The organism is Rhodococcus sp. 320_ES, from assembly GCF_059691855.1.
On record NZ_JCAWAG010000001.1, the window covers coordinates 567,676 to 580,470 of the forward strand.

Consider the following 12,795-nt stretch of genomic DNA (forward strand, 5'->3'; position numbering starts at 1 on the left):
CCATGGTTTTCTAGCTGCCCATGGTTTTCTAGCTGCGCTGCACCAGTCTGGTTCGGACGCCGCGGGTGGCCGCCGACGTCGCCACGGCGAGGCGTCGACGGTTCGGCACGTGCGAGCGTCGGGTGAGGGCGGTGAAGCCGTCCTTCTCCACCTCGTCGAGGATTTCGCCGTACAGGGCGAACGCGACGCCGATGCCCGCGCGCGCACGCGGCTCGAGCATGCCGATGCCCGGTTCCGCGGTGCGGTAGAGGGCGCGGGTGACGGCCACCAGGTGGGCGAGTGCGCGCACGATGCGCTGATCAGTGCGGCCCGTACTTCTGCTCCACCGCAGCAGGTCCTCGTCGACACCGAACGCGGCGAGATCGTCGGCGGGAAGGTAGATCCGATCACGATCGAGGTCTTCGCCGACGTCGCGAATGAAGTTGGTGAGCTGGAAGGCCTCTCCCAGCGCCGCCGCGGCCGGGCGAGCGTCCTCGACGGGCACCACGGTGCCGAGGATGGGGAGCATCTGCAGTCCGATCACCGCGGCCGAGCCGTACATGTACGTCCGGAGCTGATCCATGTCGGCGTAGCGCGACCGGTACAGCGGCGAGGTGGGAACGTCCATCTGCATCGACGTCATGAACGCGGTGAAGTATTCGGTCGGGATGTCGTACCGCCCGGCGGTGTCGAGCAGTGCGGCCAGGACGAGGGTGCGGTCCGGCGACCCGAGATCGACCGTCGCCGTCCGATGGTCCAGGCCGGCGAGAAGTGCCTCCTCGATGGACCACAGAGCCGTCGTTCCGGCCGCGACGGCGTCGGGATCGTCACGGTCGGCGATCATGTCGACGTCGATGATGTCGTCGACCATGCGCGCGAACGCGTACAGCGCGTGCACGGCCGGGCGGCGCTCCGCCGGCAGGAGGCGAGTCGCGAGGAAGTAGGTCTTTCCGTGTTCGGCCGCGATGGACCTGCAGAGCCGATAGGCCTGCGCCAGTGTGGGATCCATCTAGTGCTCCACTGCTCCTCGGGAAACCTTGTCGTGTGCGTCGACCCTGCTGGCCACCGATCGCAGCCTTAGCGGATCGACCGTGCGCAGCGAGAGCGCCGCGACCACCGCGGCGAACGTCGCGAGCAGCACGTGCGGGAACGTATAGAGGCCGATCGACCCGTCGGGCTGGAACACCAGCATCAACCACGCCGACAGGCCCACCAGGACGGCCAGAGTCCCGGTGCTCATCGTCAGTCCGGCGGCGACGGCCAGCGGCCACGAGTAGTACCAGGGCAGCGCTGCCGGAGACAGGATCACGATCGCGACCAGGCAGATCAGGATTCCGTTGACGGCGTCGCGTTCGGTGCGGCGGAACCGCCACCAGGCCCACGCGAGAATCACCACGAGAGCGGCGGCGCACAGCATTCTCGTCACCTCGAGCACCGGGGCGAGTTGAACGCCGGTGAACCACGACGTCGAGACGGTCACCAGGTGGGCGAGGATGGTCGGCAGCGACAGCCAGTTGATGATCTTGGCGGATCCGGACAGCGCCGTGAGCCAGCCGATACCGACGCCGGCGACCAGCGAGGCGGCCACGAACACCGCCACGAACACACCCATACCGATGCCGGCGGTCTTGGCGAACAACAGCAACACCGGCTTTCGGCCCGGGCGCGGCTCGTCGCCTTCCTTCTCACGCTCGTGAATCATCCAGACCCACACCAGAAACGGCAGCGCGATGCCCGCGGTGGCCTTGATGGCCACGGCAACAGCGACCAGGCCGACGCCCGCGATGTGCTGGCGGTCGAGGACCAGGGCGATGCCCGCCGTCATGAGGCCGACCATCAGCATCTCGTTGTGCACACCACCGATGAGGTGGATGAGGACCAGCGGGTTCAGCACGGCCAGCCAGAGCGCCACGGTGGGATCGGCGCCGAAGTGCCGCGCGATCTTCGGCACACCCCACATCGTGAGCGCGAGCCCGGGAAGCATGGTGAGCCGCAGCAGCATGGTTCCGGCCACCACGTTGTCACCGGTGATCGAGGTGATGCCCTTGCCGAGGAGCAGGAACAACGGTCCGTAGGGAGCCGTCGTGGTGGTCCAGACGTTGCTCACGTTGTCGAGGATGATTCCGGGGTTGGCGACCGGACCGACGGCGTAGGGGTCGAAACCGTCGCGCAGCAGCGCACCCTGGGCGAGGTAGGAGTACGCGTCGCGACTGAACATGGGGACGGCCAGCAGCAGCGGGGCGATCCAGAGCGGCACCACCCAGAGCAGCTGGCGGGTGGTGGTGCGGTGGGCGAGCGTCGCACGTCCGATGCGTACCCAGGCCGCGATCATGAGCAGGACGCCGATCCACACCATCGCCGTCGAGAGCACCAGACCGTGCCCGAACCTCAGCCACGACAGGTGCATGACCTCGAGTAGGGGATCGCGGCGCCGGACGGCTCCGGACCCGAAACCGCCGAAGGTGATCAGCACGGCGCCGACGAGTCCGACCATGGCCGCCCTGCCGGCAGCACCGGCGGCGAACTGCCTCACGGCACGCGCTCTACCGATACTGGGTCGGTCGCCCGCGGTCCGGGTGGGGGAGGACGTCGACATGTTCCTCCCAGTTCTGATTGCGACGGACCGACGGGCCGTGCGGCACGAGAGCCGAGTTTAATCGCTGGGGCTGAAAGTCAGCGAATCTGCGGGTCGATTCGCGCCGCGGCAAGCTTCCCGGACACCAGAACGGTAGGAACCCCGACTCCCGGTGTGGTTCCGCTGCCCGCCAGCACGATGTTCTCTGCCCGGCGAACAACGTTGGAACGGCGGAACGGACCGGTCTGCCGGAAGATGTGCGACGCCGAGAACGGGCTTCCCGCGATCATGCCCTGCTCGAGCCACGTCTTCGGGGTGTCGATGTGATCGATCGTCAGGTTCGCGCGCAGCCCGTGGTACCCGCGACGCTCGAGGGTCTCGAGGACGTCTTGCACGTACGGGTCGGTCAGGGCGTCCCAGTCCAGGGGGGCACTGTCGAGGTTGGGGCACGGCGCCAGAATCGAGATGGGCTCCGCGGTGACGCCGTCGCGGTCGACGCGCAACGAGGTGTCCGACTTGGACACTCGGGTGATCAGCAGCGACGGGTCCGACATGAGCCGTCCGCGGCCTCGAGTCGCGGTCAGCTCCGCGAAGGTCTGCGCCCAGTTCTCACCGAAGTCGATGGTGTGGTGCGACTGTGACTCCCACGTACTGCTGACCGACGTCGGCACGGTGCCGTGCACGACGACGCAGGACGGTGAGACGCGGGTCTTGCGCTTGACGTCGATCCCCGCGTTCCGAAGCAGGCGGTCGGTGACCAGCAGGTCGGGCGTCAGAACGAGCGCGTCGCAGGCGTGGCGCGCTCCGTCCTCGGTGACGACCGCGCGTGCTCGTCCGCCCGCGTACTCGATGCTGCGGGCGCCCGTCCCGAGCAGAAGTGTTCCGCCCGCTCCGACAAAGGCGTCCGCCATCGACTCGGCGATGATGCGCATACCGCCGATGGGGAACGAGACGCCCATGGACGTGTCCATGTGCGCGATGGCGCCGTAGACGGCCAGTGCCTTGCTCGGGGCCACCCCGGCGTACAGAGCCTGGAAGGTGAAGATGCGGCGCAGGCGCGGGTCGGTGACCAGTTTGTCGATGCGAGAGCCGAGCTTGCCGAAACCGCCGAGCGCAACCAGGCGCAAAGTGTCCTTCAGCGCGCCCTTGCCGAGGACGAGGTCCAGGGGCGAGTCGAAATTGGCGTCGATGAATCGGTCGAATTCGGAGTCGAAGACGTCGCTGAGCCACTGTCGTAGACGGCGGTAGCGAGCTGCCTCGGCGGGCCCGCACTTGTTCGTCACCTCGTCGATCATGCGCTGCGGATCGGAATGAACGTCGATGCTCGTGCCGTCCGCGAATCGGGTGTGGTACGCCGGATTCAGGTGCACCAGTTCGATTTTCGGGGTGGTCGATTCGAACGTCTCGCCCACGGCGCCCAGCGCCTCGGCGATCAGGCTCGGCATGGTGAGAACGCTTGCGCCCGTATCGATTCGGTAACCGGGAGCTTCGACCGATCCGACACGACCACCGACGGTGTCGTTTCTCTCGATGACCGTGACCTGGCGGCCGCTACCCCGAAGATGAAGTGCGGCAGCGAGTCCGGACAGGCCTGCACCCACCACCACGACGTGGTCGGTGGGGCCGGAGACCGTGCGAGTCATCAGTACTCCCGCCGAGTTGCGGACCAAGCCATCGAGCGCAGCCTTTCCTTCGCCGGCGCCGTGGCGTCCGACAGATCCAGTTCCGCGAGTGCGGAATCGGTGAGTGTGGAGATGCGCGATTCGACGTCGTCGACCGCGCCGAGATCGATCAGGACGCGGCGCAGTGTGTCCACCTGGTCGTCGCTGAGGTCGGTGCCGATCGACGACCGAATGAGCGCCGCTGACTCGGGCGCGACGCGGTCGGCGGCGGCGAGAGCGGAGGCCAGCAACACCGTGCGCTTGCCCTCGCGCAGATCGTCGCCCGACGGCTTTCCGGTGATCTCGGGGTCGCCGAACACGCCCAGCAGGTCGTCGCGAAGCTGGAAGGCCACGCCGATGTCCGCGCCGAAGCGATGATAGGCGGCGATCAGGGCGGGATCCGCGTCGGCCAGGGCAGCGCCGATGAGCAGCGGACGCTCCACGGTGTACGCCGCGGTCTTGTAGCGGTCGATGCGCAGAGCAGCCTCGACGGACTCGTCACCGCTGGCTTCGACGGCGATGTCGAGAAGCTGACCGCCCATGACCTCGGTACGCATGGCGGACCACACCGGTGCGACGCGGGCAGCCGCGTCCGCGTCCAGATCGGCGAACCGAACCATGTCGTCCGCCCAGCACAACGCGAGGTCACCGAGCAGGACGCCGACGGACTCGCCGAAGCGATCGGAATCTCCCGACCACCCCTGAGCGCGATGGCGCTCCGCGAACGTGACGTGGACGGTGGGAAAGCCGCGCCGAGTCAGCGAGCAGTCGATGATGTCGTCGTGGATCAGGGCGCATGCCTGCACGAACTCGAGGGCCGAGCAGACGGAGAGAGCGGCTTTCGCGTCTGCCGACGCGGGATCGCCACCGGCTCCGATCCATCCCGTCCAGGCGAACGCGGGACGCACCCTCTTGCCGCCGCGGAGAACGAACGACATCAACTCGTTCACTGCGTCGTCGTAGACCGGGCTGACACTGCGCACGAGCTCCCGCCGGGTCTCCACGAACTCGCGCAGGGTGTTCTCCACCGACTCGACGAATCCGTCGGTGGTGGGCGGTCGGCTGGTCACCCTGGGTGCGTGCGGTCCGGCAGACAGAGCTGGCCTCCTGGTCGAAAGGGCGTTGTGGAAACGTGCAAAGAGGACGAGCGGCACGGTCGTGTCCACTCTAACGCCGTATTCGGAGTCGAACCTCGATGCCGACGAGCGCCACCGGCTACCGTCCGGTAGGTCCGCGGAATCTATGCTGACTACGTGACAGACGCAGTGGGACACACCAGCGGCACGCCCTCGGTGGTGGACCGACTGTCCGCACCACGAGAATCCCGCATCCCGTTCTCGGTCGAGTTCTCGCCGCCGCGCGACGCAGACGCCGAGGCGCGGTTGTGGCGCGCGGTGCGCACGTTCGAGCAGATGCGCCCGGCCTTCGTGTCGATGACCTACGGGGCGGGCGGCTCGACCCGCGATCGCACGGTCCGGGTCACCGGCGACCTGGCGGAATCGACCACCCTCCTTCCCGTGGCGCATCTCACTGCGGTCTCGCACAGCATCGCGGAACTGCGCTCGATGGTCGGTGCCTACGCGGACCGCGGCATCTCCAACATCCTGGTTCTGCGCGGAGACCCGCCCGGAGATCCACTCGGTCCGTGGGAGAAGCACCCGGACGGAGTCGAATACGCCGAGGAGCTCGTGCGGCTGGTCTGCGGACTCGGCGACTTCCACGTCGGGGTCGCGTCGTTCCCCGAAGGCCACCACCGGGCGCCGGACCTCGAGCACGACACGAAGCACCTGGTCGCGAAACTGCGTGCAGGAGCCGAGTATTCGATCACACAGATGTTTTTCGACGTCGATGACTATCTGCGTCTGCGCGACCGGGTCGAGGCCTACGACCCCGAGCAGGGACGCAAGCCGATCATCCCCGAGATCATGCCGATCACGTCGCTGCGGTCGGTCAAACGCGCGGTCGAACTGTCGGGTTCACGTCTGCCCGCAGCCGTGGAGAAGCGCCTGCAGGACGCGGCCGGCTCCGGACCGGACGAGAACCGGGCGGCCGTCCGCGCCATCGGAATCGAGCTCGCGACGGCGATGGGGGAGCGCCTCATCGCCGAGGGGGCACCCGCTCTGCACTTCATCACCCTCAACTTCGCGCGGGCGACCAGCGAGGTGTTGGCCAACCTGGGTCTGGCTGCGCCGAGACCGGAATTCGCGTCAGACGCTCAGGCGTCTGTCCTTCCACGTGAGAGTGCCGCGCCGGCGGCCGCGGGCTGATTCGACGACGAGCGCGACGCCGGCCGACACCGAGACGGGGTGCGTCGCGGCCGAGGGCAGATCGAACCCGAGTCCTTCGGCCCGACGCGTGAGCGCACGCGACGCCACCGCCGCCGCGTACCCGAGCAGACCCCATCGGCGGACCGACCCGCGGCCGATCACCGCCGCGACCGGCGGAAGCACCCACGCTGTCACCGCGAGCACCATGACCACCGGCATCGCGGCCGGTCGCCCGAACGCCGACCAGAGCCACCGGGTGTATCCGACGCGGACCTCTCGGGTGCTGGTGTACATCCGACAGGACGCAACCTCTCCCGCGTAGGCCACCGCGGTCGAGAACCGCGACGCTCGAAAGCTCCGTGCGAGAGTCAAGTCGTCGGTGACCGACGACCGCGTCGATTCGTGGCCGCCGACGGCGCGGTAGGCAGCCGCGTCGAGGACGAGGAATTGTCCGCACGCCACCGCGGTCGACGCGCGCAGCGAGGCGTTGGCGCCCCGGAGGTACAGCGTCGAGGTCCACGACCACACGAGCAGTGGCTGCACGAGCCGTTCGGCGAGCCCGACGGCAACCTGCTGGGGCCACGGACTGAGAAACGACGTTCCCCCTCGTCTCAACTGCGTGACGGCGGACGCGATGGCGTCCGGAACCAGACGGACGTCGGCGTCGAGGAAGACCAGGACGGTCGGATCACCCTGCAGTGCAATGCGTCCGAGCTCGATGCACGCCACCGACTTGCCGACGCCCTGTCCGCCGGCCGAACCGGTCAGGACGGTGAACCGGTCGTCACCGCCGATGGCGTGCGTTGCCGCGTCGACGGTGCCGTCACGCGACCCGTCGTCGAGGATCAGCACACGCATCGGCGCGCCAAGTCGCTGGGCGCGAAGGTCGGAGACGAGCAGCGGCAGGTCGCGTTCCTCGTCTCGCGCCGGAATACACACCGTCACCGTCTCGGACGCCGACGTGTCGTTCGGATTCGGCCGCACGCGAGGGGCGGTGAGTGTGTTGACCGCGGCAAGCGCGGCCCCCACCACACTGACGGTGCACCCCGCCCGAACTGCGGCGGCGATCAAGCGTCGGTCTTCTCGCGGCGGCGTACGGGTGGGTTTCGGGACACGTAGGCCATACCGGCGACGATGGCCGCCACTCCGACGGTCACGCCGCCGACGATGCCCGCCCAGCCGGCGAAGCTGCGCGTGTTGGGGTCGGAGTACCGCACCTCGGCCCGGATGGTGCTGTTCTCGCCGGCGGGGAATTTCCAGGTGACGATGTTGTCCCCGTCGCGGGTGCCGTTGGTCGTCGCCACCCTCGCCGGGAACGCGATGGTGAATTGAACGTCCGTGCCCTGCACGGGAACCGAGGTCAGATCGACCTGACCGGCCAGCGTCACCAGGTCTCCGGCGCGGGTCAGAGTCAGCTGGTAGGCGCCGGCGGACTGGTCCGAGAGCGCCGCGAGTTGCTGCACGTCACCGAAGGTGAGGTCGCTGAAGAAGGCCTCGCTGCCGACGTAGCCGTCCGAGTTGTAGGGCTGTACCCGGATCTTGCTCGCGATCGAATCCGGCGGGGTCAGCGTGGGTCCGGTGTCGGAGTCCGACGTCGGGACGGTCGCGGCCACGATCTGACCCGACACTCGATCGTTGGCGGAGACACCCATCGAGACCTGCACGCGCAGACAACCGGCCAGCAACGGACCGAGAAGGACGATCAGAGCGAGGACGGAGAAGAGCCTGCGCGATCGCCGCGCGAGTGGAGGTCGTGACACACGCGATATCGTAGCGAGCCGATCAGCGGAACCCCGACAACTCCCATCGCGACGAGGCCGTACACGGCGGACCACCCGAGACCGGGCAGGAACACCGCGTGAGCGAGCGCCGATCCGAGCCACGTCCAGAGGAACAGCGCGACGGGGACCGTCGGATACGCGGACGTTCGCGGGGGGACGCGCCCGAGCAATTCCATTCCGGCGGCCATGATCAGTGCGACGAGAATCCAACCGAGGTAGTTCGTGTACGGGATGTTCGGCAGTCCGGGAAGATGCGCGGCGTCGCTGAACCAGGTCCACTGACCGTCGAGAACCATCTGGGGATCGAGGTAGAGGTCCCACCCGACGAGACCGGCGACCACCAGCGCGATGCGAGGCAGGCGCTTGGACGTGAGCTGGGTGGCGACGCACCATGCCGGGTAGAGCCCGACCGTCCACGCGAAGGGTACGACGAAGGGCACTCCCATGACGCTGGGCCCGATGCGTCCCTGCGCGTAGGCGTAGTCGCCGAACGGATATCCCGTCGAGGAGCCGATGATCTCCGCGACAAGGCCCACGCCGGCGGTGACGACGAGCAGCGCGAGAGCCCACCCCGCGCCGCGGCATTGAACGGCGTGGGCGAGACACGCTGCGGCGAGCAGCGCGACCACCGCGGCGGTGACCACGTCGCGGGCGGAACCGGACACCAGCGGATACGTGATCTGTGCCAGCACCGCACCGATCGCGAAGGCGGCCGGTATCCGCCCCGGCTTCACCGCGTGAGCCGACCGACGGCGCGATGGAGCAGACTGCCGCGCCGTTCGGCGATGGCCAGCCGTGCGGCACTGCGTCCGCTCGATCCCGATACGCCGCCTCCGGGGTGCGTGGACGCGCCGGTCAGGAACAACGACGGGGCGCCCGGGACCTTCTGATTCGACAGCGCGGGCAGCGGTCGCCACATCATCATCTGGTCGAGCGACATCTCGACGTGCATGACGTTCCCGCCGATCAGCCCGAGCTCCCGCTCGATATCCCACGGCGACTGAACGTGGCGCTGGAGTATGGAATCGGCGAATCCGGTTGCGTAGGAATCGGTTTCCGCGATGATGCGGTCACCTTCGAGCTCCGCGATCTCGCGGCCGGCCCCACCGCGCCAGGTGCGTCCGTCGGAGAGACGGTAGGGATGCCACTGCGACCAGAGCGACACCTGATGCTCTCCCGGACGTGCGATCGACGGATCGACCGCGCTGAAGCTCATCGCGAGGACCACCGGCTTCGGTGGCAGGTCGCCCGCCATCGCCGCGCCGTGCGCGCGCCGCAGTTGTGCCCGATCGTGCACGAGCAGTTGCAGTCCGTGCGTCGACGACGCCTCGCTCGGCGCGCTCGGATAAGCGGGGAGAGACGACGTCGACGCGCGCACGACCATTCCGATGCCCGGGCCGACGCGTATCGACTTGCGCCACTGCGCGGTCGCCCCGGGGTCGAAGCCGCCGTTGTCGAGCAGGTCCAGCGTGGTCAGGATGTGGCACCCGGCGATCACGGTGCGGGCGGCCACTTCCTCGCCGCTCTCGGTGCGCACGACCCAGCCCTCGCCGCGGCGCCGGATCTCCGTCACCGCGTCTCCGAGGGTCACGGTTCCACCGTCGGCCCGGACCTTGGCCGCCAGCGCCTTGCTCAGCGAGCCGCTCCCGCCGACGGCGCGGCCTGGCCCGAGGGTGTGCATGAGTGCGGCGAAGCCGACCATGGACGCGGTGCCCGGCTCGGACATCGGCGGTCCGGACTGGGCGCCGAACCACGCGAGCGCGGCCTTCAGCCGTTCGCTCCGGAAGAGCCCGTCCAGCAGAGAGTCGCCGGTGGTCAGAAACTGGCGCGAGAGTTCGCTTCCGCCGTCCGAGGCGTCCATGCCCCAGAACGAGCCGAGCAGTCCGCGGGCCGTCGGCGGCTGGGCGAAGGCCTTCATCACTCGCTCGCTGCGCGGTCCCCACACATCGACGAAGTCGCGGTACGCGTCGGCGTCGGCCTTCCCGCACGCTGCTTCGATGGAGGCGCAGGTGTCGTCGAGACTGCGGGAGAAGACGATGCCCGGCTCGTCGCTTCCGGGCGGTGCCGGCGCGAACGCCCATGGATCGCAATCGATGTACCTCAAGCCGTGATCGGCGAGGCGAAGCTCCTCGATGATTCCGGAGTGCCGCACCATGATGTGGGCGGACGAGCCGCGGTCGACGGCGTGGCCGGGGAACCGTTCCACGGTCGACACCGCGCCGCCCATCTCGGTGTCGCGTTCGATCACGCGCACGGACCACCCCGCGTCGGTGAGGTAGGCGGCCGAGACAAGAGCGTTGTGGCCGGATCCGACCACTACGGCGTCGATCACAGGGGAGCCTCCAGGCTGTCGGGACGAGATGTCATGGGTAGTTCGCGGCCGAGCACCGCAAAGGGTCGGGTGTCACCTGTGAAATGGAACCGTCTGATCACGTCGCGAAACCCTGATCGCCGATACAGGCGCCAAGCGCGGTTGTCCTCGCCGGCCACCTCCGGCGTGGAGAGCAGTACGTGCCTCTCGGTTCGACCGTCGAGAAGAGCAGCCAGAACGGACTCGCCGAGTCGGTGCCCCTGGGCGGACGGCAGCACGTGCAACTCGGTCAGTTCGAAGTAGTCCGAGAGCATCCTGTCGGCGGCGCCCCGGTCCCAGCCTGCTCGACGCATCCCGTCGCGGACCTGCCGGTGCCACCACTGGTGTCCGGCACCGCGGTAGCCGTAGGCGATCGCGACCAGGGTTCCGTCGGTGGGCGACACCGCGCCGATCGCGCGCCATCCGGGTCGCAGGATGTGTTCGGCCCACATGGGTGCGCGGTGGTGTTCGGTTCCGTGCGGATAACCCATCGCCTGGACGTAGACGGACAGTGCCTCGGGCAGCCGACTTCTGAGCTCGTGGGCGGACAGCTCGAAAGGAACCGGTGCCGGGACGGCGTGCGGCGGGACCGTACTCACCTTTTCCTCTCGCTTTCTGTCGGTGGTAGGGGTTATATTCGATCTATCGAACAAGTGTTCGATACGCAGCGTCGAACTTCGGTGGGAATCGGATGTCGGACCTCAATGGTTGCATCGAGTACGGATCCGATGCGCAGCGGTGCACGGAGGAACGCAGGAGGAGGACGGGTAGATGAGGCAACACAGTGCGGCGTCCGGCAGTGATCGACGCTTCGGCGGCGCCGACGGTCCTCCGCTGACTCCTGCGGCCCGAGTATTGCTCCGCCGTGCCGACGCGTTGCTCGAAGAGGCGGCCGGCGCGACGGATCCCGCGGAGCGCTTTCTCGCCGCGTACATCGCCGCGTTGCGAGGGGCGGGAGCCCTGCTCGCAGCGGTCGATCCGGCGCCGAAAAGAGGCCGCTCGCGCAGTGCCTGGGTTCGAATCGGTTCGTCCGCCCCCGATCTGGCCGAGTGGTCCGCCTATTTCGCCGGGTGGTCGTCGGTCCGTGCATCGGTCGAGGCCGGTTCGGTCGACCGTATGACGGAGGAGGATGCGGACAGCTTCTTCGTGCAGGTCGGGCGCTTTCTCCACGCTGTCGACGATCGCGTTCATCGGTCGGAAATGCCGGTTTCCATCCCCGCTTAGACGCTGTTCGTCGGACGTTCCGCGCAGATTCTCTCGAACACGTGTAACGGGTAGGTGGTACGCCGCCGATTCTGCTCGTATCATCGACAGCAGGTGGTCGCCAACGTCGATCACCCACCGTTTCTGGCAAGAAACGGTTGCCACCATCAAGTGCCGGGGGAGGTACCGTGCCACTCTCCGAGCACGAGCAGCGCATGCTCGATCAGATCGAGAGCGCTCTCTATGCCGAGGACCCCAAGTTCGCATCCACAGTTCGCGGTGGACGGATGAGGGTCGCGTCGACGAGGCGCCGTTTCCAAGCGGCTGCCCTGTTCGTCATCGGGCTCGTATTACTCATAGCCGGAGTCGCCTTGCCGTTCAAGCCTGGCGGCTTCCCTGTCATCAGCCTGATCGGCTTCGTCTTCATGTTCGGATCGGGAGTGCTCCTGCTCCTGAAGAGTTCGAAGAAGGTTCCGCCCAGCGGCGGCGCCGAAGAAGGACCGGCCGCTGCATCGGGTAGCGCACCTCGCGGTGCCGGCACACCGAAGCGCAGCAACCGCAAGGGATTCACGTCCCGGATGGAAGATCGCTTCAAGAAGCGATTCGATCAGGAGTAGCTACACAGTTCGACACCGAACGCAGAACGCGGCACCCCACGGGTGCCGCGTTTTTTGTCGTTCTGCCCCCGAGTTCCCCACTGTGCCCCCCACGGGAGACCTGATTCCCACCATGCCCCACTCGGCCGGGGGAGTACGGCTCGAACCTGGCCTTTTCCGGGGGTATCGCCGTCGGTGACACCGCAGAAGCGGGTTCGTGCGGAGGTGGCCCCGAAAAATCTCCCACCGCCACCCACATCGTCTAGCTGGGAAAATGGTGACGATTCACAGAACTGACCCCTCTATAAGATTGTGTGTGGAGAAAAGTGGGGTAAAGTGGTGGGCAGCGGGAGACGAAGTCTTCCGGTGGGCGCGAGTGGAGG

Annotated in this window: 12 protein-coding genes; 3 read left to right on the top strand and 9 right to left on the bottom strand. The window is 67.8% G+C overall.

Going from position 1 to position 12,795, the window contains the following annotated elements; genetic code table 11:
• Window positions 1-28: 28 nt before the first annotated feature.
• The 4 genes from AC59JP_RS02940 to AC59JP_RS02955 form a co-directional block, all read right to left on the bottom strand.
• A complete protein-coding gene (locus AC59JP_RS02940; protein ID WP_497324127.1) occupies window positions 29-988 on the bottom strand; it encodes a phytoene/squalene synthase family protein in 960 nt (319 codons plus the stop codon).
• Window positions 989-2,575, bottom strand: a complete 1,587-nt coding sequence (locus AC59JP_RS02945) for an alpha-(1->6)-mannopyranosyltransferase A (RefSeq protein WP_497324128.1) — start codon at window positions 2,573-2,575, stop codon at window positions 989-991.
• A 77-nt stretch (window positions 2,576-2,652) separates the two neighbouring features.
• Window positions 2,653-4,197, bottom strand: coding sequence for a phytoene desaturase family protein (crtI, locus tag AC59JP_RS02950; protein WP_497324129.1), 1,545 nt, complete (start codon window positions 4,195-4,197; stop codon window positions 2,653-2,655).
• Window positions 4,197-5,285: a polyprenyl synthetase family protein gene (locus AC59JP_RS02955; RefSeq protein ID WP_497324130.1), complete on the bottom strand. Its 1,089-nt coding sequence runs from the start codon at window positions 5,283-5,285 to the stop codon at window positions 4,197-4,199. Before AC59JP_RS02955 ends, crtI begins: the two co-directional genes overlap by 1 nt.
• Window positions 5,286-5,468: 183 nt before the next feature.
• Between AC59JP_RS02955 and AC59JP_RS02960 the strand changes: the two genes are divergently transcribed.
• Complete coding sequence (locus AC59JP_RS02960; RefSeq protein ID WP_497324131.1) at window positions 5,469-6,482, top strand: methylenetetrahydrofolate reductase; 1,014 nt, start codon at window positions 5,469-5,471, stop codon at window positions 6,480-6,482.
• Here the strand turns inward: AC59JP_RS02960 and AC59JP_RS02965 are convergent.
• From AC59JP_RS02965 to AC59JP_RS02985, 5 genes are read right to left on the bottom strand one after another with little or no spacing between them, the layout of a single operon-like run.
• A complete protein-coding gene (locus tag AC59JP_RS02965; RefSeq protein ID WP_497324132.1) occupies window positions 6,423-7,553 on the bottom strand; it encodes a glycosyltransferase family 2 protein in 1,131 nt (376 codons plus the stop codon). The genes AC59JP_RS02960 and AC59JP_RS02965 overlap by 60 nt on opposite strands.
• Window positions 7,550-8,251: an LppM family (lipo)protein gene (locus AC59JP_RS02970; protein ID WP_497324844.1), complete on the bottom strand. Its 702-nt coding sequence runs from the start codon at window positions 8,249-8,251 to the stop codon at window positions 7,550-7,552. The genes AC59JP_RS02965 and AC59JP_RS02970 overlap by 4 nt, the downstream gene beginning before the upstream one ends.
• Complete coding sequence (locus AC59JP_RS02975; RefSeq protein WP_497324133.1) at window positions 8,185-8,997, bottom strand: carotenoid biosynthesis protein; 813 nt, start codon at window positions 8,995-8,997, stop codon at window positions 8,185-8,187. The genes AC59JP_RS02970 and AC59JP_RS02975 overlap by 67 nt, the downstream gene beginning before the upstream one ends.
• Window positions 8,994-10,595, bottom strand: coding sequence for a phytoene desaturase family protein (locus AC59JP_RS02980; RefSeq protein ID WP_497324134.1), 1,602 nt, complete (start codon window positions 10,593-10,595; stop codon window positions 8,994-8,996). Before AC59JP_RS02980 ends, AC59JP_RS02975 begins: the two co-directional genes overlap by 4 nt.
• Window positions 10,592-11,212: a GNAT family N-acetyltransferase gene (locus tag AC59JP_RS02985; RefSeq protein WP_497324135.1), complete on the bottom strand. Its 621-nt coding sequence runs from the start codon at window positions 11,210-11,212 to the stop codon at window positions 10,592-10,594. The genes AC59JP_RS02980 and AC59JP_RS02985 overlap by 4 nt, the downstream gene beginning before the upstream one ends.
• A 172-nt stretch (window positions 11,213-11,384) precedes the next feature.
• Between AC59JP_RS02985 and AC59JP_RS02990 the strand changes: the two genes are divergently transcribed.
• Together AC59JP_RS02990 and AC59JP_RS02995 are read left to right on the top strand one after the other, a co-directional pair.
• Complete coding sequence (locus tag AC59JP_RS02990) at window positions 11,385-11,837, top strand: SAV_6107 family HEPN domain-containing protein (protein ID WP_497324136.1); 453 nt, start codon at window positions 11,385-11,387, stop codon at window positions 11,835-11,837.
• A 167-nt stretch (window positions 11,838-12,004) separates the two neighbouring features.
• Entirely contained in the window at window positions 12,005-12,433 is a 429-nt protein-coding gene (locus AC59JP_RS02995; RefSeq protein ID WP_497324137.1) for an SCO2097 family morphological protein, read from the top strand.
• Window positions 12,434-12,795: the final 362 nt, after the last annotated feature.